22 protein-coding genes are annotated in these 21,160 nt (G+C 63.6%); 13 read left to right on the top strand and 9 right to left on the bottom strand.

The genetic code is table 11. The features are described 5' to 3' along the window. Positions 1 to 126: 126 nt before the first annotated feature. Together QM609_RS04360 and QM609_RS04355 are read left to right on the top strand one after the other, a co-directional pair. Complete coding sequence (locus tag QM609_RS04360; RefSeq protein ID WP_050656844.1) at positions 127 to 642, top strand: OsmC family protein; 516 nt, start codon at positions 127 to 129, stop codon at positions 640 to 642. A 37-nt stretch (positions 643 to 679) separates the two neighbouring features. Then, entirely contained in the window at positions 680 to 1,993 is a 1,314-nt protein-coding gene (locus tag QM609_RS04355) for a bifunctional o-acetylhomoserine/o-acetylserine sulfhydrylase (protein ID WP_050656843.1), read from the top strand. A 64-nt stretch (positions 1,994 to 2,057) separates the two neighbouring features. Here the strand turns inward: QM609_RS04355 and bphC are convergent, their stop codons facing one another. From bphC to QM609_RS04335, 4 genes are all read right to left on the bottom strand, one after another. Then, the gene (bphC, locus tag QM609_RS04350; RefSeq protein WP_003940493.1) at positions 2,058 to 2,978 is read right to left on the bottom strand and encodes a biphenyl-2,3-diol 1,2-dioxygenase; all 921 of its coding nucleotides are present in this window, start codon (positions 2,976 to 2,978) and stop codon (positions 2,058 to 2,060) included. Between the two features lie 35 nt (positions 2,979 to 3,013). Continuing rightward, the gene (locus tag QM609_RS04345; protein WP_003940250.1) at positions 3,014 to 4,192 is read right to left on the bottom strand and encodes an acyl-CoA dehydrogenase family protein; all 1,179 of its coding nucleotides are present in this window, start codon (positions 4,190 to 4,192) and stop codon (positions 3,014 to 3,016) included. 171 nt (positions 4,193 to 4,363) lie between these two features. Further along, a complete protein-coding gene (locus QM609_RS04340; RefSeq protein ID WP_019745379.1) occupies positions 4,364 to 5,233 on the bottom strand; it encodes an alpha/beta fold hydrolase in 870 nt (289 codons plus the stop codon). Between the two features lie 76 nt (positions 5,234 to 5,309). Continuing rightward, positions 5,310 to 6,218: an IclR family transcriptional regulator gene (locus QM609_RS04335; protein WP_007729442.1), complete on the bottom strand. Its 909-nt coding sequence runs from the start codon at positions 6,216 to 6,218 to the stop codon at positions 5,310 to 5,312. Between the two features lie 138 nt (positions 6,219 to 6,356). On the opposite strand from QM609_RS04335, the gene QM609_RS04330 reads away from it, so the two are divergent. The 3 genes from QM609_RS04330 to QM609_RS04320 all read left to right on the top strand — a co-directional run bounded on the left by QM609_RS04330 (position 6,357) and on the right by QM609_RS04320 (position 9,133). Continuing rightward, positions 6,357 to 7,232: a TIGR03619 family F420-dependent LLM class oxidoreductase gene (locus QM609_RS04330; protein WP_003940045.1), complete on the top strand. Its 876-nt coding sequence runs from the start codon at positions 6,357 to 6,359 to the stop codon at positions 7,230 to 7,232. A gap of 32 nt (positions 7,233 to 7,264) precedes the next feature. Beyond that, complete coding sequence (locus QM609_RS04325) at positions 7,265 to 7,756, top strand: nuclear transport factor 2 family protein (protein ID WP_003939809.1); 492 nt, start codon at positions 7,265 to 7,267, stop codon at positions 7,754 to 7,756. A 129-nt stretch (positions 7,757 to 7,885) separates the two neighbouring features. Next, positions 7,886 to 9,133 carry an Nramp family divalent metal transporter gene (locus QM609_RS04320; protein WP_020909201.1) on the top strand — a complete coding sequence of 416 codons (1,248 nt, stop codon included), beginning with the start codon at positions 7,886 to 7,888 and terminating at the stop codon, positions 9,131 to 9,133. Between the two features lie 56 nt (positions 9,134 to 9,189). On the opposite strand, the gene QM609_RS04315 is transcribed toward QM609_RS04320, so the two are convergent. Next, positions 9,190 to 10,785 (bottom strand): acyl-CoA synthetase, encoded by a 1,596-nt coding sequence (locus tag QM609_RS04315; RefSeq protein WP_007729448.1) that lies wholly within the window; start codon positions 10,783 to 10,785, stop codon positions 9,190 to 9,192. Positions 10,786 to 11,155: 370 nt separating this feature from the next. On the opposite strand from QM609_RS04315, the gene QM609_RS04310 reads away from it, so the two are divergent. Continuing rightward, positions 11,156 to 12,094: a 3-oxoacyl-ACP reductase gene (locus QM609_RS04310; protein WP_007729451.1), complete on the top strand. Its 939-nt coding sequence runs from the start codon at positions 11,156 to 11,158 to the stop codon at positions 12,092 to 12,094. A 27-nt stretch (positions 12,095 to 12,121) separates the two neighbouring features. Continuing rightward, complete coding sequence (locus tag QM609_RS04305) at positions 12,122 to 12,865, top strand: SDR family NAD(P)-dependent oxidoreductase (protein ID WP_019745385.1); 744 nt, start codon at positions 12,122 to 12,124, stop codon at positions 12,863 to 12,865. A 22-nt stretch (positions 12,866 to 12,887) separates the two neighbouring features. On the opposite strand, the gene QM609_RS04300 is transcribed toward QM609_RS04305, so the two are convergent. Beyond that, positions 12,888 to 13,793 (bottom strand): amidohydrolase family protein, encoded by a 906-nt coding sequence (locus QM609_RS04300; RefSeq protein WP_179090785.1) that lies wholly within the window; start codon positions 13,791 to 13,793, stop codon positions 12,888 to 12,890. A 125-nt stretch (positions 13,794 to 13,918) separates the two neighbouring features. Between QM609_RS04300 and QM609_RS04295 the strand changes: the two genes are divergently transcribed. The 3 genes from QM609_RS04295 to QM609_RS04285 all read left to right on the top strand — a co-directional run bounded on the left by QM609_RS04295 (position 13,919) and on the right by QM609_RS04285 (position 16,663). Beyond that, on the top strand, positions 13,919 to 14,446 hold the full coding sequence (locus tag QM609_RS04295; protein WP_050654616.1) for a nuclear transport factor 2 family protein: 528 nt from the start codon (positions 13,919 to 13,921) through the stop codon (positions 14,444 to 14,446). A gap of 4 nt (positions 14,447 to 14,450) precedes the next feature. Then, entirely contained in the window at positions 14,451 to 15,584 is a 1,134-nt protein-coding gene (locus QM609_RS04290; protein ID WP_283337045.1) for an oxidoreductase, read from the top strand. 80 nt (positions 15,585 to 15,664) lie between these two features. Continuing rightward, positions 15,665 to 16,663 carry an MDR family oxidoreductase gene (locus tag QM609_RS04285; protein ID WP_050654614.1) on the top strand — a complete coding sequence of 333 codons (999 nt, stop codon included), beginning with the start codon at positions 15,665 to 15,667 and terminating at the stop codon, positions 16,661 to 16,663. 5 nt (positions 16,664 to 16,668) lie between these two features. Here QM609_RS04285 and QM609_RS04280 read toward each other — a convergent pair whose 3' ends face one another. Beyond that, entirely contained in the window at positions 16,669 to 17,220 is a 552-nt protein-coding gene (locus QM609_RS04280; RefSeq protein WP_007729467.1) for a ribonuclease H family protein, read from the bottom strand. 45 nt (positions 17,221 to 17,265) lie between these two features. Between QM609_RS04280 and QM609_RS04275 the strand changes: the two genes are divergently transcribed. The 3 genes from QM609_RS04275 to QM609_RS04265 all read left to right on the top strand — a co-directional run bounded on the left by QM609_RS04275 (position 17,266) and on the right by QM609_RS04265 (position 19,496). After that, positions 17,266 to 18,219: a DNA-3-methyladenine glycosylase family protein gene (locus QM609_RS04275; protein ID WP_042923994.1), complete on the top strand. Its 954-nt coding sequence runs from the start codon at positions 17,266 to 17,268 to the stop codon at positions 18,217 to 18,219. 17 nt (positions 18,220 to 18,236) lie between these two features. Further along, complete coding sequence (locus QM609_RS04270; RefSeq protein WP_003940212.1) at positions 18,237 to 18,887, top strand: pyridoxamine 5'-phosphate oxidase family protein; 651 nt, start codon at positions 18,237 to 18,239, stop codon at positions 18,885 to 18,887. A 111-nt stretch (positions 18,888 to 18,998) separates the two neighbouring features. Then, positions 18,999 to 19,496 (top strand): hypothetical protein, encoded by a 498-nt coding sequence (locus QM609_RS04265; protein ID WP_003940625.1) that lies wholly within the window; start codon positions 18,999 to 19,001, stop codon positions 19,494 to 19,496. A 7-nt stretch (positions 19,497 to 19,503) separates the two neighbouring features. On the opposite strand, the gene QM609_RS04260 is transcribed toward QM609_RS04265, so the two are convergent. Both QM609_RS04260 and QM609_RS04255 read right to left on the bottom strand, forming a co-directional pair. Continuing rightward, positions 19,504 to 19,893, bottom strand: a complete 390-nt coding sequence (locus QM609_RS04260) for an ArsR/SmtB family transcription factor (protein WP_003940184.1) — start codon at positions 19,891 to 19,893, stop codon at positions 19,504 to 19,506. Between the two features lie 60 nt (positions 19,894 to 19,953). Then, on the bottom strand, positions 19,954 to 21,150 hold the full coding sequence (locus QM609_RS04255; RefSeq protein ID WP_050654613.1) for an acetyl-CoA C-acetyltransferase: 1,197 nt from the start codon (positions 21,148 to 21,150) through the stop codon (positions 19,954 to 19,956). Positions 21,151 to 21,160: the final 10 nt, after the last annotated feature.

Here is a 21,160-nt window from a genome sequence, read left to right as displayed (position 1 = left end):
GCGGCGCCATGTCGACTTTGCGCATGTCTGTACATCCGGGTGTCCGATCTACTGATCGGACCTACGACGTGAGCGCCGCTCACGTCGATACTCGTATATACACCCAGATCAGGGGACATTTCTGTCATGACCACCGCCTCCATCTCACACCTGAGTTCCGTCGTAGCAGCCAACGCCGACGCCATCGACAAAGACGCGAGCAAAGCACACGTCGTATTCAAGGCTTCCGCCCAGGCGCACGACGCCGTTGCCAGCACCATTTCTCTCGGTAAGTACAGCGTCGAGGTCGACGAGCCACCGGCCCTCGGCGGCGAGAACACCGCAGCCAATCCTGTCGAGTACTACCTTGCTTCCCTGCTCTCCTGCCAGGTGGTCACCTACCGCGTCTGGGCGGACAAACTCGGTATCGCTCTCGACGACATCTCGGCCAGGGCCGAAGGTGACCTCGACGTTCGTGGATTCTTCGGCTTCGACGACGCCGTCCGCCCGGGATTCTCCGAGGTCCGCGTGGTCGTCACCCTGACCGGCCCCGAACCCCGCGAGCGCTACCTGGAACTGCAGGAAACGGTCGACGCCCACTGCCCCGTACTCGATCTCACCCGCAATCCCGTCCCAGTGCATACAGTCGTCGAAACCGCCTGACCCGCACCAACCCACCTTCACCACGGAGTATGAATTCATGAGCGAGAACACCCCCGTCGATACCGATCCGACCGCCGATTGGTCGTTCGAAACCAAGCAGGTCCACGCCGGACAGGGCCCGGACAGCGCTACCAACGCTCGGGCGCTTCCGATCTACCAGACCACCAGCTACGTCTTCGACAACACCGACCATGCGGCGGCGCTCTTCGGCCTCGCCGAGCCGGGCAACATCTACACCCGCATCATGAACCCGACGCAGGACGCCGTCGAGCAGCGCATCGCCGCCCTCGAAGGCGGAGTCGCGGCTCTGCTGGTTGCGTCCGGTCAGGCCGCCGAATCCTTCGCGATCCTCAACCTCGCCGAGGCCGGGGACCACATCGTCTCAAGCCCTCGCCTGTACGGCGGCACGTACAACCTCTTCCACTACACGCTGCCCAAGCTCGGTATCACCGTCGACTTCGTCGAGGACCCGGACAACCTCGATCACTGGCGTGAGGCAATCCTTCCGAACACCAAGGCGTTCTACGGCGAAACCATCTCCAACCCCAAGAACGACGTGTTCGACATCCCCGGCATCAGCGCAGTCGCCCACGAGCACGGCATCCCGCTGATCGTGGACAACACGGTCGCAACTCCGTACCTCATTCAGCCGCTGAAGCACGGCGCCGACATCGTCGTCCACTCCGCCACCAAATACCTTGGCGGACACGGTACCGCGATCGCCGGCGTCATCGTCGACGGTGGCACCTTCGACTGGACCCAGGGACGCCACACCAACTTCACCACTCCGGATCCCAGCTACCACGGCGTCACCTTCGCCGATCTCGGCGCACCCGCCTACGCCCTCAAGGCACGCGTTCAGCTTCTGCGCGACCTCGGCTCGGCCATCGCACCGTTCAACGCCTTCCTCATCTCGCAGGGCATCGAGACCTTGAGCCTGCGCATCGAGCGCCACGTGTCCAACGCACAGAAGGTTGCCGAGTTCCTCGACGGCCGCGCCGAGGTCACGTCGGTCGCGTACGCCGGACTGGAATCCTCGCCCTGGCACGAGCGCGGAAAGCAGCTGGCTCCCAAGGGAACCGGCGCCATCGTCGCGTTCGAGCTCGCCGGTGGAGTCGACGCAGGCAAGAAGTTCGTCAACGCGCTGACGTTGCACAGCCACGTCGCCAACATCGGTGACGTTCGCTCACTCGTCATCCACCCCGCGTCGACGACGCACTCGCAGCTCACCCCCGAGGAGCAGCTCGCTTCGGGCGTCACGCCGGGGCTCGTCCGCCTCGCGGTCGGCATCGAAGGGATCGACGACATTCTCGCCGACCTCGAAACCGGTTTGGCCGCAGCAGCTTCCTGATCTATCGCACGAAAAAGCTCGGCCCCGATATGCATTGGGACCGAGCTTTTTCGTTGCGTAAGAGCTAGCTCTTGGGAGTGAACGCAGCCAGCGGTTCACTCTCGGACCAGTCATGGCCCCAGTAGCTGTCGGCCGTGATTTCCTCAGCGGTGTAGAAGGCTTCGTCGACAAGCATACCTTCGCAACCGAACTCCAGATCCCATCCACCCGGTGCGCGCACGTAGAACGACACCATCTTGTCGTTCGTGTGGCGACCCAACGTCGAGGAGATCGAGAAGCCGAGCTTGGCAACACGATCGAGAGCCTGACCGACGGCGTCGAGAGTCTCGGCTTCCATCATCAGGTGCACGAGACCGGGCTCGTCAACCGGCGGCGCCGGGCACAACGCCAGGCTGTGGTGGCGCTGGTTGACACCCATGAAGCGAACGCGGCGAGCCGGCGGCGGCGCATCGATACCGCCGAGACGGATGGAACCGCGCGGGAGGAATCCGAGCACCTCGGTGTAGAAGGTGTATGCCTCGTCGAAACGCGTAACCGGAAGCACCACATGGCCGAGGCCCTGATCGCCGGTGACGAAACGGCCGCCGTGCGGGGTGACCAACGGGCTGTGGTCGAGTACCGGTCCGAAGAAGACCTCGACTCGGTTACCGTTGGGATCGTCGAATGCGATGACCTGCTCGGCATCGCGGTAGCTGGCGTCGACCTCGGAAAGAACCTCGACCTCGACTCCGGCCTTCTCCACTGCTTCACGAACACGCTGGAGCGCGAACTGATCTCGCACTTCCCAGCCCACTGCGAGAGCCTTGTCCGTCTCACCGGGCAGGACGATCAGTCGCGCACGACGCTCGTCCAGGCGCAAGTAGAGGCCGTCGGCTTCCGGGCCACTACCGACCGCGAGGCCGAGTCCGTCGACCACGAGCTCGCGCCAGCGAGCCACGTCCTGCGTTTGGATCCTGAGATACCCCAGGCCCCGAATTTCAGTCATGCCTAACCGTCCTTGCTTCGAAAGTATTTGTGGGACTAGATCATCGAGCGGTGGATACCCTGCGGTTCGCCGCCGAGCTGCGAGAGCGTCGACGCATGGAAAATGGAGCCAGGTACGTGGATCGCGTGCGCGAGACCGGCATGAGCATCACGCCAGAACCGCTGCATCGGCGTGTTCAACTGCAAAGCCCCACCACCGGAACGAGCAAAGATCTCGTCCACCGCACGCACCGCCCGCCACGCAGCAGCAGTCTGCGTACGGCGACCGATCGCACGAAGCTCGAACGAAACTTCCTGCCCCTTCTCCGTCATGTCCCAGAAACGATCCACCGTCTCCAAGATCGCAGCCCGAGAAGCAGCGATCTCGGCCGCCGCCTCACCGATCGCGAACAGCACGTACGGATCTTCCTTGATCGGAACACCACTGACCGTCACACGCTCACGCTGCGCCGCCATGTTGCACGCCAACGCACCTTCGGCGATACCGATCAACGACGAGGTGATCCCCAACGGGAAAATGCACGAGAACGGGAACTTGTACAACGTCTCCGTACGGCCCGCTTCCTTCCACGCCGTCCCGTCGTACACCTTTCCGGCGTCGATCGTGCGGTACGTCGGCAGGAATGCGTCCTTGACGATCAGATCCTTCGACCCGGTTCCGCGTAGGCCCACGACATTCCAGCTGTCCTGGTCGATGTCGTAATCCGAACGCGGCAACAGCACGTGCAGGTGCTTCGGCGGCATCAACGGCTTGCCGGACTCGTCACCGACCATCGCACCGATCATGATCCAGTCACAATGATCGGTACCCGAGGAGAACGACCAGCGACCGTTGAGGATGTACCCGCCCTCGACCGGCCTCGCCACACCCATCGGCGCATACGGCGACGCCATCCACGTATCGGGATCGGTTCCCCACACCTCTTCCTGAGCCTTGCGGTCGAAGAACGCAAGCTCCCACGGATGAACACCGACGATGCCGCTGACCCAGCCCGTGGCACCGTCCATCGCGCCGATAGCCATTGCCGTCTCGGCGAATTCACGCGGATGCGCCTCGAGGCCACCGAACTCCTTCGGCTGGAACATCCGGATGACGCCGGAGTCGCGCAAGCGCTTCGCGCTGCCGTCCGTCAAGCGCATCAGCTTGTCGCCCTCGACTCCGTCGGCGCGGATCTCGTCGGCGAACTGTGAGATGTTGTCCAGAACCTGACCCATGATTTTTCCGGCTTTCTGGTTTCGCTACCCGGCGAGTGCCTGGGCAGAATGAAAATCTGTTGGTGAAACGGTGGCAGGTAGCCCACCGAAGTGCAGAAACGCTTCCCGGTGAGTGGGAGCACCCCTGTGCGCCTTTTTGGTAGTGGGGGCTACCAAAAAGGCGCACGGGCCTTACTTGCCTTCTGGACGCGTCAGAAATGCCAGAACGGACGCGACCCAGGCGTCGCGAGCTTCGATCATCGTCCAGTGTCCGCAGTTGGGGAAGATGTGAACTTCGCCGTTGGGGATGTCGCGCATCGGCAGAATCGCCATGTCCACGGGGCTGACGCGGTCGTCGCGTCCCCAGGTCAACAGCGTCGGCGCCTTGATCTTGTTCAGCTGCGCCCAGTACGGCACGGCGGTCGACGCAGCGGCAGCCGCGCCCATGGCGGCCATGGCCTTGCTGCTGTACATACGACGGGCGATCTCGAGCGTCGTCGGCTCGGTGGCCAGGGCCCAACGCTCTTCGATGAGCTGCTCGGTGACGACGGCACGGTCGAAGACCATCGAATGCAACCAGCGGACCAGGGCTTCGCGGGTGGGGTTGTCGGTGAACTCCATGAGGAGTTTGATGCCTTCACCGGGCCCCGGCGAGAAGGTGTTCTTTCCCATGCCGCCGATGGTGACGAGCTTGCTCACCCGGTGCGGCTCGTCGATCGCGACCTTGGTGGCGACGATGCCGCCCATGGAGTTACCGATCATGTGGACCGGGCCGAGGCCGAGGCCGTCGAGGAACATCCCGACCGACGCCTGCGCCATCATCATGGGATGGTCGGGGCCGGGATCGCTGACGCCGAATCCGGGAAACTCGAGAACGTAGCAGTGGAAGTGCTCCGCGAAGTCCGCGAGAACGCCGCGGTAGTTACGCCAACCGGTGACGCCGGGGCCCGATCCGTGCAGCAGCAGGAGCGGCGGGCCGTCGCCGGCTTCGTGGTACCGGAGCACACCGAGATCGGTCTGCAGTTCCTTCAGAGTTCCCTCGTAGCTCAGTTCAGTCGTCATGGTCCGAACGGTGCCATCAGGACCGCTGAGCTGCTATGACTCGTCCCGATCAGCGAGACAAGTCGATCAAAATACGTCAGATCCAGTGGTCGGACGACGCTGCCAGCAGGCGATCCATCGTCTCCGCCGAGAACGTATTGGTCGGAACGGGAGGCGTTTTGCGGCCGCGGCGAGGAGCACCCAGTTCGGGGTACAGCGTCCGTGAGACCTCGCGAGCCGCGTCGACGACCAGCGGAGCAACTCGCTCGAGCTGAGCGGTCCGCATGTCACCACACAACGCGATGCTGCCGACGGGACCCTCGTGTCCGCGAATTGCCGAAGCCACACAAGCGACTCCACGCGCCGACTCCCCGCGTTCGAAGGCCAGTCCCCGACGCTGACGGATGCGGTTCAGTTCCTGGTGGAGCACAGCGACGTCGGTGATCGTGTTCTCGGTGCAGCGGGGAAGAGAAGCCCCGAACAGAGCGTCGACGCGCTCGGGGTCGATCCACGCCAGCATCGCCTTGCCACCAGCCGTCGAATGAGCGAGCACTCTGCCGCCGACGCGGGACGGGAGCGCCGCGGCGAATCGTCCGCCGACCTTGTCGAGATAGACGCTCTCGCGTCCGTCGAGCACCGACAGGTGAACGACCATGCCGGTCTGCAGGTGCAGTTCGTGCAGAAGCGGTGCAGCGGCTTCGCGGATCTGGCTGTGGCCGCCGTCGCCACCACCGAGGCCGAGCGCGCGACGCCCGAGGCAGTAGCCGAACGATGCGTGATCGACCCAGTCCAGCTTGACCAGCTGATCGAGAATGCGGTGGACCGTGGAGCGCGGCAACTGAGTACGGCACGCGACCTCTTCCAGCGTCAGCCGCGCGGCGCGGCCGTCGAAGGCGTCGAGAATCAGTGTCATCCGCTCGACCATCGACGGCGGCAGATCCTTCTTGGGTTGCCCACCGGCAGTCTGGACGGTGGACAGTGTGTCGTTCATGTCAACAATGGTCATGGACGCCTCCCGAAAACTGGAATTGATTCTACCGACTATAACCCAGGTCACAGTTTCTGGAAAGTGAATCGATCTTTTCGATCCCGATCAGCGGTAATTCACCTGCCACCGGGCGAGTGGGGACGCTATAAACGCCCGATGCACCTGGGAATCGTCACACCGGTCCTGATTCAGCACCCGAGCACGCGCTCGGAGTGGGAGGCAAGTGCTGACATCGGCGAGATCGCCACAGTGGCCGCCACGGCGGATCGACTCGGTTTCCATCATCTGACCTGCAGTGAACACGTGGCGGTCCCCGAGGAGATTGCCGCCGAGCGCGGCGGAACCTACTGGGATCCGCTCGCCACCCTTGGTTTTCTCGCCGCGCGTACATCAAGAATCCTGCTGGCGACCCAGGTGCTGGTGTTGGGCTACCACCACCCCCTCGAGATCGCCAAGCGTTACGGAACGCTTGATCGCGTCAGCAATGGACGCCTGATACTCGGCCTCGGGGTGGGGACTCTGAAACAAGAATTCGATCTCATAAATGCTCCATTTGCCGACCGAGGAGCGCGCGCTGACGATGCCTTGGCCGCACTTCGGGCATCACTGTCGACGCCGACTCCGGAGTATCACGGCGAGTTCTACGACTACTCCGGATTTGTCGTCGAACCCCACGCCGTCCAGAAACGGGTGCCGCTGTGGATCGGCGGCCGGACCAAGAGATCGCTGCGCCGGGCCACCACACACGGCGACGGGTGGGTGCCGTTCGGGCTGCGATTCTCCGAACTGAAGGAAATGCTCGATGCCACGACGCTCCCCGACGGATTCGACGTGGTGCTTCCCGCCGGTGCGCCGCTCGATCCTCTCGGCAATCGCGAATCCACCCTTCGCGCCTTGACTCGCGTCCGTGACGCCGGGGCGACCATCGCCAGCTGCTCGGTCGGCGCTCGAAGCGTCGAGCACTACTGCGAACAACTCGAAGAACTTCACCGAATCGCCCTCGCCGAGGGCTTTTCTTTCACCACTTCCTGATTCCCCGACAATTCAATGCAAAGGACGTACCGATGACCGACTCGACCGCCCTGATCGAATCCCTGCTCGCCCGAGTGGAATTGCTCGAGGACAAGCTCGCGATCACCGAACTGCTGACCACATACAGCCCTGCCGTCGACAGCGGATCAGCCGACGAGGTCGCGAACCTGTGGCTCGAGGACGGCGTCTACGACGTCGATACCGGTGCGATGCACGGCCGCGGCGAACTGCGCGCGATGGTTCACAGCGCCTCACACCAGAACTGGATCATGAACGGCGCGGCCCACATGATGACACCCGCCCACATCCGCATCGACGGCAACAAGGCCGTCGCGACCTGCCATTCGCAGTTGGTCATCAAAGATCCCGAGAACCCGACGGGATTCAAGGTCCTCCGCATCACCGCAAACCGTTGGGAACTGATCAAGACGGACGGCGAGTGGAAGGTCGAACTGCGTACCAACGCCCTCCTCGACGGCCGACCCGAGGCTCGCGCTCTCCTGGCTGCCGGCGTGACGGCCTAACCGGCCTGTGCGCGGTTAGGGACCCTCTGCGGTCGCTGACCGCGCACAGCTGTTGAAAGTTCGGCTCCCCGAACTCTATAGTTCACTTATTCGAACCAACAGGTCCGAGTACGTGTGACCAGGAGACCGATGAGCACCAGTACGCAAGAGCCGACGACTCCGCGCCGACGACCCACGGGGAGATCCATCGCCCTGCTCGGTCCGGCGTTCGTCGCGGCAATCGCGTACGTCGATCCGGGCAACGTCGCCGCCAACCTCACCGCCGGCGCCAAGTACGGCTACCTCCTCATCTGGGTACTCGTACTCGCCAACGCGATGGCCGTCCTCGTGCAGTATCTGTCCGCGAAACTCGGTCTCGTCTCCGGCAGATCCCTGCCCGAAATGCTGGGTCAGCGCCTGCGTAAGAACAACCGCCGCGCCTTCTGGCTCCAGGCCGAGATGATGGCGATCGCGACCGACGTCGCCGAAGTCATCGGCGGCGCCATCGCACTCAACCTGCTCTTCAACATCCCGCTCTTCCTCGGCGGACTGATCACCGGATGCGTGTCGATGGTCATCCTGACGATCCAAAGTCGGCGCGGACAGCGCACTTTCGAGTTCGTGGTCATGGGATTGCTGGCCATCATCACCATCGGCTTCCTGACCGGGCTCGCCTTCACCGACGTCTCCGGCAGCGAGGCCGTCGCCGGACTGGTCCCCCGCTTCGAAGGAACCGAGACCGTACTGCTCGCCGCCAGCATGCTCGGAGCAACGGTCATGCCGCACGCGATCTACCTTCACTCCGCATTGGCACGTGATCGCCACGGCCACATCAAACCCGGCCCACGGTTGCAGCGACTACTCAAAGTCACCCGTTGGGATGTCGTCGTCGCGTTGATCATCGCCGGTGGCGTGAACATCGGCATGCTGCTTCTGGCCGCTTCGGCGCTGCGCGGAGTACCCGGCACCGACACCATCGACGGCGCGCATGCCGCGATCGAGAATTCGCTCGGCCCGGGCGTAGCCGTGGTGTTCGCGATCGGCCTCCTCGCCTCCGGACTCGCGTCGACCTCCGTGGGATGCGCGGCCGGCGCCGAGATCATGCATGGTCTTCTGGCCATTCGGATTCCGGTGATCACACGCCGGATCGTCACGCTCATCCCGGCACTGATCGTGCTCGGACTCGGCGTCGACCCGACGCTGGCGCTCGTGCTCAGCCAAGTGGTCTTGAGCCTGTGCATCCCCTTCGCGATCATCCCGCTGGTGCGAATGACCTCGGACCCCGAACTCATGGGCGACGCGCGCAATGCCCCGCTCACGACCGTCGCGGCGTGGATTGCGGCGGGCTTGATCGTTGCACTCAACGTCGCTCTGCTGGTTCTGACGGTGACAGGCTAGAGCACCGGAGCCACCCAACGCGTCCCTCACAAACGCGCTGGACGGCTCCGGCCGGACTAGGAGACTTGCTCGGCGAGAGTGGCCTTGGCCCAGCGATAGTCGGCCTTTCCGCTGGGAGAACGCCTGATCGACGGAACGTTCATGACGGTGCGCGGCACTTTGTACCGAGCGACCTGCGACGCGCAATGCTCACCGATCTCGGCAGCGTCCGGGACGTCGAAGCCTTCGCGGGTCGTGATGACCGCAGCGACGCGCTCACCGAACTTCGCATCCGGAATTCCCGCGACCAGAGCGTCGAGCACCGCCGGGTGACTCTTGAGCGCCTGCTCGACCTCTTCCGGATACACCTTCTCCCCGCCGGTGTTGATGCACTGAGAACCACGTCCCAGCAAGACGATCGAGCCGTCGGCTTCCACGCGCCCGACGTCGCCGAGCACCGACATCCGCACCCCGTCGATCACCGGGAACGTAGCCGCGGTCTTGACCGGATCATTGAAGTAGCCGACCGGCACGTGACCGCTGCGAGCGATGTAGCCGGTCTCGGGCGATCCCGGCTCCAGCGGCCGCATCCTTTCGTCCACGACGCGGGTCTCGTCGCGAGCGGCGATGCGCATCAGGCCGTCTTCGCCGATCTCCAGATTGCCGTCGACGCCCGACTCCGAGGAGCCGAATCCGTCGCGGATCACCAGGTTCGGAAGCATCGACTTGAGCTGCTCCCGCAGTGAGAGCGAGAACAAGGCTCCGCCGGACGAGACCATTCCGACCGTGCTGAGGTCGTAATCTGCTGCGTTTGCTGCCAATTCGTCTGCGAGCGGACGTGCCATCGCGTCTCCGACGACGGTGATGGAGACGGCCTTCTCACTTCCGGCGAGCTGCAGCGTCGCCTTCGCGTCGAACCGCGCCATGAGAATTGCGTTGGCGCCCATGAAGAATCCGGTGAACAGCGAGTACGACGCCGCACCGTGCATCAGGGGTGCGGTACTGAGCATGTTCATCGCGGGAACGTTCGGCACCGCGGCGAACAGAGCCTCAGCGGTCGTGTGCGGCGGACCGAACGGATTTCCGCCGGTGAGCGCCGCGAAGTAGAAGTCTTCATGACGCCACATGACACCCTTGGGCATCCCCGTCGTGCCGCCGGTGTAGATGACGAAGAGGTCGTCGTTGCTGCGGGGCGCGAAGTCACGAGTAGCGGGCTGCTCCGCGGCAGCGTCGGCGTATCCAACGACGTCGACACCTTCGATATCGCGGACCACGGACTTGCCGACGACAACGACGTGTTTGATGCCGGGCGCGGCCGGGAGAACCGTCTCCACGACGGAAACGAACTCCTCGTCCACGATCAGTGCCACCGACTGCGAATCGTTGTACAGATAGGTCAGTTCGGCGTCGACGTAGCGATAGTTGACGTTGATCGGGACCGCACGAATCTTGAGGCAGCCGAGCAAACTCTCGACGAACTCGATGCTGTTGCGCATGTGCAGAGCAACGTGATCGCCGGGCCCGACACCGACGCTCGCCAGGTGGCGGGCGATGCGATTCGAGCCCTCGTCCAGCTCGACGTAGGTGCGACGACGACCATCGCACACGAGCGCCGTGCGGTCCGGAATCAGATCCGAGATGCCCTCGTACAGATCTGCCAAATTCAGTGACACTGCTGGTGCCTTCCTTGATGTCCGGCCCGGTGAATTCGGGGCCGACCGTACTGCGTTTTCGGTGGGAACTATCCGACCCTGGAGCCGACGAATGCGGCCGAGAACCGAGCGGATCGGTGGTGACGCAAACGCGTACGCGGTGGGATCGCCGCGTCGCCCCAAGGTGGCATGCAGCGCTCGTGACCCAGATCACCGCTCCCGCTGAGTGAGACTCCTCCTCAGTCGGCCAAACTTCTGTTCAAAACTAGAACTAATTCTGATTTCGCTCGAATGATTTTTTCGGAACCGACTACCGAACTCTCGACTTCAAATTAGAATGAATACTAATTCTGCAAGACGTACCCGACCGCCCGGATCGAAGGAGCACGACATGACGCAATCACTGAGCTTGGAAGGCAAAGTTGCCGCCGTCACCGGCGCCGGCGCCGGCCTGGGTCGCGCCGAAGCACTCGGACTCGCGGCTGCCGGTGCAGCCGTCATCGTCAACGACATGGGTGCAGCGGCCAACGACGTGGTCGACGAGATCAAGGCCGCAGGTGGACAGGCACTCGCCATCACCGGCGACGTCTCCGACTGGTCGCTCGGCGGGCGCATCATCGAAGAGGCTGTCAAGAACTTCGGATCCTTCGACATCCTCGTCAACAATGCAGGCATCCTGCGCGACAAGATGATCTTCAACCTGACCGAATCCGATTGGGACGACGTCATCCGTGTGCACCTCAAGGGCCACGCCGCCACCTCGCACGCAGCCGCAGTCCACTGGCGCGCAGCCAGCAAGGCAGCCGACGCACCGGTCTACGGCCGCATCATCAACACCTCTTCCGAGGCCTTCCTCTTCGGCAGCGCCGGACAGCCCAACTACTCGGCAGCCAAGGCCGGCATCACCGCTCTGACGCTCTCGAGCGCAGCAGGTCTCTCCCGCTACGGCGTCCGCACCAACGCGATCTGCCCCCGCGCGCGCACCGCCATGACGGCAGAAGCCTTCGGCGAGAACAACACCGGCGTCGTCGGCCTCGATCCGCTTGCACCCGAGCGCGTCGCGACCCTGGTCAGCTACCTCGCATCCCCCGATTCCGACGAGATCAACGGACAGGTCTTCGTCGTCTACGGCAAGATGGTGGCGTTGATGGAAGCACCCAAGGTCGAGAACCGTTTCGACGCAGCCGGATCCGCGTTCACCGTCGAAGAGCTCGGTGGCCAGCTCTCGTCTTACTTCTCCGGCCGTGGGCCGTACGAGACCTACGCCGCCTACAGCATCGCCGGCCTCGAAAAGATTGCACTTGCAGTCGACGAGACCGCAACAGTTTGAGCAGCACTTACGAAGAGGAGCGTTTTCATGAGGTTGAACGGCAAGGTAGCGATCGTCACCGGCGGCGCCGGTGGAATCGGTCGCGCTATCACCCGAGTCTTCGCCCGTGAAGGCGCGAAGGTCCTGTTCGTCGATATCAACGACGAGCAGGGCCAGGCCCTCGAACAAGAACTGGCCGGCTCCGGCAAGTTCCTGAACGTCGACCTTGCTGCCGCCGGTTCGGCCGAGCAGATCCGTGACGCCGCGCTCGAGGCTTTCGGCAAGCTCGACATCCTGGTGAACAACGCTCACGCGTCCCGTCAGGCTCCGTTGCTCGAAACCACGCAGGACATGTTCGACCTGTCCTTCAACACCGGTTTCTACCCCGTTGTCCACCTCATGCAGGCGTGCCACGACGAACTCGCGAAGACCAAGGGTTCGGTCGTCAACTTCGCATCGGGTTCAGGTTTGGACGGAATGCCCACCCAGACGTCCTACGCTGCGGCCAAGGAAGCTGTGCGAGGCCTGACGCGCGTCGTCGCCAACGAGTGGGCGCCGGAAGGCATTCGGGTCAACGTGGTCTGCCCGTTCGCCGCCACCGAAGGCGTCGTCAAGTGGCAGGAAGCCTTCCCTGAGCGCGCAGCCGCATCGGTTGCCAAGGTGCCTCTCGGACGCATCGGTGATCCTGAAACCGACATCGCTCCCGTCGTGGTGTTCCTGGCGAGCGAGGATTCCAAGTACATGACGGGTCAGACGTTGATGGCCGACGGCGGCAGCATCAAACTGCGCTGAGTCGAAGTTCTTCTCGGTGAGCTCAGCTCACCGAGAAGAGCTTGGCGGCGTTGTCGTGCACGACGGCTCGCAGCCATTCGTCTCCGAGATCGAAGCGCGTAACCGCTTGCAAGGCTGTGAGATACGGGTACGGAATGTTCGGGAAGTCGCTACCGAACAGAATCCGGTCCTGCATGTCGACGAGCCGTGATACGTCTACCTTCGGGAAGGCACACTGCTCTTCCGTGAAGTCGGTGAACGCCATGGTCGTATCCAGGCGGACGTTGCCGTAAGCCTCTGCCAGATCGAGGAATTCGCTGTACTCGGGCATCCCCATGTGGGCGACGATCAACGACAGGCGCGGGTACCGTGCGAGCAGCGAAGAAATGCGATCAGGTCCCGTGTACTCCCCCGGCGCCGGTCCCGATCCACAGTGAATCACGATGGGCGTCTCGGAGTCCTCGAGTTGCCCCCAGACCTTGTCGAGCAGAGGGTCGTTCGGATCGTAGTTTCCGACCTGGATGTGGGACTTGAAGATTCGCGCGCCCGACTCCAAGGCCTTTCCGACGTACGACGCCGCCGACTCCTCGGGATAGAACGTGGCCGTGTGCAGGCAATCGGGCGTTTGCGCGGCAAATTCGACGGCCCACTGATTGAGCCACTCGGCCATCGCGTGCTTGTGCGGGTAGATCATCGACGTGAAAGCCCGGACACCGAACTCGCGGAGACGGTGTACCCGCTCCTCCTCGGCAAGTCGGTAGGCGATGGGCCAAGGACGACCGATCATCGGTCCCGCCGAATCGAAGTAACCCCACACCTTGTCCATGACGCTCTTCGGCATGAAATGGGTGTGGACGTCGATCACGCCAGGAACACCCAACTCGCGCCAAAAAGCCCGAACCTCGGCGATCTCCTCCGGTCCGGTCGATGGGACCTCTTCGGTACACACGTCTGACACCCCTTTCGTTCGCTCGACCATACCGAGTGCCGTCGCGCTCACCGGGACAGGTCGTTGACGGCCCGCCCGGAGCACCCGAATGTGAACCCATCTTGCCGATCACCGTTGGAGGTTGAATGTCTCAGGCCGAGTCCGAAGTGGGGTCGATCAGTGCCGTCGAGGAACTGCTCGCAATCGAGGAAATCAAGCGTGTGTTCGCCGCGCGCCTACGCTGCATGGACACCAAGCAGTGGCACGTCTACCCAACCCTGCACACCGCAGACGTCGTCAGCGAGACGTGGGGCGGACTCCCGACAGACAAGCAACCCAAGACCGGCGACACCTCGAACCAGGTAGTGGGCATCGACAAACTCACCGCGGCAATTCGGAACATGCTCGACGGCGAAATCCCCCTCACCACGGCGCACCACGCACACACTCCCGAAATCGTGCTGACCTCGCCCACCACCGCAACCGGCATCTGGGCGATGGAGGACATGCTGTGGTGGAACGACGGCGAGAAAGAACTGCACCTACACGGCTACGGCCACTACCACGAGAAATACCGCAAAGAAGACGGCAAGTGGCTGATCAGCTACCGAACCCTCACCCGGCTCCGTGTCGACCAGGACCCCGGATTCTTCCGATTCATGAAAGCGCTGTGACGAAGTGACCAACCCGCTGTTCCAACCGCTCCGCATCCGTTCGCTCGAACTGTCCAACCGCATAGTCATGTCGCCGATGACGCGCACGTACTCCATCGAGGGCGTGCCTGGCCGGGACGTCGCCGAGTACTACCGCCGACGAGCTGAGGGCGGCACCGGACTGATCGTCACCGAAGGCGTCGCGATCGATCACGAGGCTGCTGTCGACCACGCCAACGTCCCCAACCTCCACACTCCCGCTGCTCAGGCCGGATGGCGGAAGGTAGTCGACGACGTGCACGCTGCGGGCGGCAAGATCGTGCCTCAACTCTGGCACGTCGGACCTCTGTGGGGCGCGATGACGCAGATGGACCCCTCACTCAAGCCGATGCGCCCCTCAGGCGAATGGGGCCCGCTCGGCGTCACCTCGTACTCCGCTGCCTACGTCGAACGCGCACAGGCGAGCACCGAAGCGATGACCGAGCAGGACATCCAGGACGTCATCGACGCGTACGTCCGTAGCGCGAAGCACGCCGTCGAACTCGGCTTCGACGGCATCGCGATCCACGGCGGTCACGGCTACCTCCTCGATTCCTTCTTCTGGGAGGGCACCAACCAGCGCGACGACGCGTGGGGAGGCGACCTGGAGCGTCGTACCAGGTTCCCGGCCGCCGTCGTCGCCGCGATCCGCGCGGCCATCGGACCGGATCTGCCGATCATCTACCGTTTCTCACAGCACAAGCAGCAAGATTTCACCGCGAAGATCGCCGAAACCCCCGAAGAGTTGGGCGTCATCCTGGGCGCGCTGGTCGACGCCGGAGTCGACGTTCTCGACGCCAGCATCAGGCGTTTCGACGTGCCGGCCTTCGAAGGCAGCGATCTCTCGTTGGCGGGTTGGGCGAAGAAGCTGACCGGCGCCGTCACGATGGCCGTCGGCAGCGTCGGTATCGGAAAGTCGCTGCGGGACAGCCGCATCGAAGGCGTCGCACCTGTAGTCGACAACATCCCACAGCTCGAGGAGCGCATCGGCAGCGGAGAGTTCGATCTGATCGCGATCGGCCGTCTCCATCTCGCCGATCCTGCATTGGCAACTACCCTGCGCGCCGGTGGCCCGCTACCGGCGTTCGATCGAGCGGTGCATGAGGGCAGCTTGATCTAGGGGCTCCGCCCCTGTGCGCCTTTCTGGTAGTTCGCACTACCGAAAAGGCGCACAGGGCCGAAGGCCTTTATGTTCGACCCATGACTACTTTCAACGCCTGGGTCGCCCGCGACAGCGACGGCACCATCGACTTCGCCCCCGAAACCGTCGACGAATCCTTCCTCCCGGCAGGTGAGGTCACCATTCGCGTCGAGTATTCGAGCGTCAACTACAAGGACGCGCTCGCGGTCACGCCGAAAGGCGGGGTGGTTCGCGAGTACCCGATCGTCCCCGGTATCGACGTCGCCGGCGAGGTCATTGCCTCCGAGTCCGACGCATTCGCCCCGGGAGACAAGGTCGTCGCACATGGCTACGAGATCGGGACCGCCCGCAACGGCGGCTACGCCGAGATCGCCCGTTTGCCTGCCGAGTGGGTCGTGAAGCTCGACGGCATTTCCACCGCCGACGCTGCCGCGATCGGCACGGCAGGATTCACCGCAGCCATGAGCGTCCAAGCCATTCTGGCCAGCGGAGTGAAGCCAGCCGACGGTCCCGTCCTGGTGACGGGCGCGAGCGGCGGAGTCGGCACCGTCAGCGTCGACCTTCTGGCAAGCGCAGGCTTCGACGTGGTCGCCTCCAGCGGTAAGCCCGGCGCGGCAGACCTTCTGACGTCACTCGGTGCGTCTTCGGTGATCGGCCGGCTCCCCGAGGATCCCGACGCCAAGCCTCGCCCGCTCGGAAAATCTCAGTGGGCGGCGGCCGTCGACTGCGTCGGTGGAAAGACCCTCGCTCACGTTCTGAGCACGATCAATTACGGCGGTGTTGTCGCTGCCAGCGGATTGACCGGCGGCGCCGCGCTGCCTACGACCGTGCTGCCGTTCATTCTCCGCGGAGTCTCACTGCTGGGCATGGACTCGGTATTGATGCCGATCGAGCCCCGTCGCGCGCTGTGGACCCGGCTGGGCTCCGACTTGGCGCCACGTCATCTGAGGGAGATCACGAACCTCGTTGCCGTCCGCGACGTCGTCTCGGTGATCGATCAGGTACGCGAAGGCAAGTACACCGGCCGGGCGCTGGTTCAGGTTGCCGACGGATTCTGAACCGCTCAGAAAAGTGTGAACAGATCTGCCGGTTCTTCGGCCGTCGTGGACTTCTCCTTGTAAGGAGAGTTCACGGCGGTCGGTTCCTTCTTCACCGGGGCAGCAAGCGGGACCGATGCGATGTCCCCCGAGACGATGGCGCGTGCGGCTTCGCCGGCCAGCTTGTCTGCCATTTCGTTGTAGTGGTTGCCGACGTGCCCGCGCACCCAGCGAAAGCGCACCGGTCCGACACGATCGGTGATGGCTCGATCGATACTCTGGACCAGTTCGAGGTTCTTGACCGCCCCGCCGCTCGCGGTCTTCCAGCCCTTGCGCTTCCAACTGGGCAACCATTCGGAAGCGCACTTGATGGCGTACTGCGAGTCGGATTCGATGAGTAGAGGATCAGCACCGGGATGGGCGACGACGGCCTCGAACAGAGCACGCAACTCTGCAATCTGGTTGGTGCCGGACGCTTCTCCGCCGGACATGCTCGGACCCTCGTGATTGACCCACGCCCAGCCGATAGCCCCACCGGGGTTTCGCAGACAGGATCCGTCGGTGCTCACGATGATCATGGCTCGGACAATACGTTGCGCCACCGACACACGCCTTAACGGAGGATGGACGGTGGCGATACGCTGACCTCGATGACGCCGCTATCTCCGGTCGACGAAGTCACGGTGACTTCTCAGCGACCACTCGATGCCGCGCTGACGCTCAGCCCGCATCAGCGCGGACCCGGCGACCCCGCACATCGACGGTCAGCCGACGGAGCGATCTGGCGAGTTTCCCGCCAACTTTCGGGTCCTGTGACCTACCGCATCACCCAGTCGGATCGCCATACGGTCCGGGTACAGGCCTGGGGTCCCGGCGCCACGGAATTCCTGAACGGCGCCGAAGCGCTGCTCGGTCTCGACGACGAAGCCGAAGATTTTGCCCCCGAACATCCCAAGCTCGCCGAAGCTCATCGACGCTTCCCTCATCTGCGCATCGGCCGCACCGGCCGCGTCATGGAAGCTCTCGTTCCCGCGATCCTCGAGCAACGAGTCCACGGCATCGACGCATTCGCCGCGTGGCGCCGCCTGCTGACCAAGTTCGGGGAGCGCCCACCCGGCCCCGCGCCCGACGGAATGCGGGTTCCACTCACCGCGGACCAATGGCGTCGAATGCCGTCATGGGAATTCCATCGCGCGAACGTCGATCCAGCGAGGTCCAAGACGATCGTTCAGTGCGCTCGCGTCGCCGACCGCCTCGAGCAGGCATCCACGTTCCCCAGGACCGAGGCGACCAAACGGTTGCGAGCGGTACCCGGCGTCGGGATCTGGACTGCCGCCGAAGTGGCTCAGCGTGCATTCGGCGATTCAGATGCACTCTCGGTCGGCGACTACCACCTCGCTGCCGTCGTCGGGTGGTCACTGCTGGGTGAACCGATCGACGACGCCGAGATGGTGCAGTACCTCGCTCCCCTTCAACCGCATCGATACCGCGCCGTGAGGCTCCTGCAGGTCAGCGGGCAAGCCGTCAAACCCAAGTTCGGTCCGCGAACTGCCGTTGCCGACCACCGTTGGCACTGAGCATCAGGAGTTGGAAAATGTCGACCCGATACGCACACATCGCCTTCTCCCCCGCTGCGGTGGAGCGTCAGCGGTCGACCGGAAGTTTCACCGTGTACGGTTCGAAACTCGATCAGCCCGACGAAGGCCCGATGGAATTCGATTTCCGCGCGCAGGGATTCGTGAAATCCGTGGATTCCTTCTTCATGTCCACGGTGACGCCCGACGGTTGGCCGTACGTCCAACATCGCGGCGGCCCGCGCGGATTCCTGCATGTGTTGGGCCCGAATCGAATCGGATTCGCCGATCTCCCCGGCAATCAGCAATTCGTGACGCTCGGCAATCTGGAAGAGAACAATCGCATCTCGCTGTTCGTCATCGATTACCCGACGCGAACGAGATTGAAGATCTACGGGCGCGCGCAGGTGATCGAAGCGGACGAGGACCCTGCACTACTGCAACAGCTCTTGCAAGTCCCCGGCGGCACCATGACGGCAAAAGCCCAGCGTTCCATCGTCATCGACGTCGAAGCGTTCGACTGGAACTGCAGTCGAAACATCACGCCACGCTTCGACAAGGAGCGCATGGACGAATCCCTCGCTCTGGCACGCCAACCCCTGCAAGCCGAGGTAGATCGGCTTACTGCCGAGGTCGAAGAATTGCGTGCGCGGTTGTCGAAAAACGAATGAGACTAGGCGGTTTCAGGGCACTCGGAGTCGGGTAGCCACCAAACACGGCCCGTCGCGCGGAGACGACGGGTCCCGTTGTGCCCGAGGAGGTCCGCACGATCGATCCAGACGGTGGAGTTCTGGTTAACGAACTGCACCGCCACCATTCACGACTGGTTCCACACAGACAGATTGGCCGTCCCCATGAAACTGTCCCGAACTCTCACCATGTCCGTTCTCGTCGTCGCCGCAGTCGGCGCTGGAGCCGGCACCGCGGTCGCAGCGCCCCCGAATGCGGGCTTCGATCCGTCCCAACCCCTACTGACACCGACCGCAGAGTCGAACAGCCAGGCGGCGTTGATGCTCTTCCCCGGTAACGATCCGAAGCAGGCCGCGTTCGACACGATGGCCAACGAGGTCAATATCGGCTGGAACAACGGTGGTCTGCAATCGACCCTGATCGGAGCTAACCTCGGCGTCGGAATCGGCTGCCTGTCGATCTTCCCGAACTTTATCGCCGGCTGCATCGTCGGTGGAGTCATCGGCACGGTTGCCGGAGTCGGCGCAGGAATCACCAACGGAAACCCGAACGCTGCGCCGGCCGTCGAGAAGTTCTTCGCGACTCCTTGAGTAGCGCTCAGCTGTGCGTGTGCCCGGGGGTGGGTGTCTCGTCGTGAAAATGTGTGGCGCCGATCGAATGCAGCAGCTGGTGAACGGTGTCGTCCGCCAGTTGGTATCGCATCGATCGGCCGTCGCGGGTCGCGCTCACCCACCCCTGGCTACGCAGTAGCCGCAGCGCATGTGAGACGGCTGTGCCGCTCATCCCCAGCGCCACGGACAAATCCGTGACGCAGATACCCGGTGCGTGATGAAGGCAGAGCAACAGACGCAGACGATTGGTGTCGGAGAGAAGCTCGAAGCGACCGGACCAACTGGTGACGTCCAAACCCTCGAGTGCGGCCCTGGCGCGACGAACATCCTCGACGCTCAGCGCGCCACTGGTGTCTGCTGCGCCTGCATTCGTCAACCGACTGCCTCCGTAGAACTTCCGATCCCCCGCCGCAAGTGTACCCAGAAGCGAACCTCGTCAGGCAGACTCCACCACGGCCGCCATACCCTGGCCACCGCCGATACACATGGTCAACAGCGCTTTTCCGCCGCCGCGTCGGCCGAGTTCGTGAAGCGCGGTTGTTGCCATACGCGCACCCGTCGCTCCCACGGGGTGGCCGAGCGAGATGCCGGAACCGTTGACGTTCAGGCGATCGAGGTCCTCGAATCCCCATTCCTTCACGACGCCGAGAACCTGGCACGCAAACGCCTCGTTCAGCTCGACCAGATCGAAATCGGCAAAGCGTGCCCCGGTGCGAGCAAACAGTTTCGAGACGGCGGCAACCGGCCCGAGGCCCATCAGCGCCGGTTCACAACCGGCCGCGGCCCAACTGTCGAGGAACCCGATGGGTTCCAGCCCCAGCTCGTCCAGACGATCCTCGGCGACCACCAACATCGCTGCCGCAGCGTCGTTCTGTTGGCTGGCGTTACCGGCGGTCACGACGCCTCCCTCGGTCACCGCACGCAGCCGTGCCAAGGTTTCGAGTGAGGTATCCGGACGGATCCCCTCGTCAGCACGAAACTGTGTGACGTTCCCTTTTCGATCCGTCAGTTCGACGGCGACGATTTCGGCATCGAAGCGGCCGGATTCTCTTGCCAGTGTTGCCTTTCGGTGGCTGTCGACGGCGAAGGTGTCCGACTCTTCCCGCGTGATCCCGCAGCGTGTCGCGACGTTCTCGGCCGTTTCGATCATTCCGCTGATCCGACCGAATCGCCACTCGGGTTGCGAGCGCTCGCGGCCACGATCGAGGCGGTCGAACAGTTGCAGCCCACCGGATCTGGTGCCCCACCGCGCTCCGGTGGTGTAGTGCTCGATCCCGCTCATCGATTCGACGCCACCCGCGAGAACCACGTCGGCCGCACCCGTCTGGACCATCATGGCCGCGGTAACGATGGCCTGCAGACCCGTTCCACATCGGCGATCCGTTTGGAAGCCGGCTACCGAAATCGGCAACCCGGCCTCGAGCGCCGCCCACCTTCCGATGCACGGTGCCTCCGAATTGGCATACGACTGCCCCATCGCGACGTCGTCGATGCGGGACGGATCGATTCCGCTACGACGCACGGTCTCCTTGACGACGGTGGCAGCCAGACTTTCCGCAGGCACGTCACGAAGTGCCCCTCCGAAACGGCCCACCGCGGTTCTGACCGGCGCGACCAATGCTGCTCGTTTCACAACTGACCTC

Origin of the sequence: Rhodococcus sp. IEGM 1302 (assembly GCF_030056935.1) — a bacterium.
Classification (GTDB): domain Bacteria; phylum Actinomycetota; class Actinomycetes; order Mycobacteriales; family Mycobacteriaceae; genus Rhodococcus_F; species Rhodococcus_F qingshengii.
Note: the sequence above shows the minus strand (reverse complement) of the source record. Positions and strands in the feature narration are given on the sequence as shown.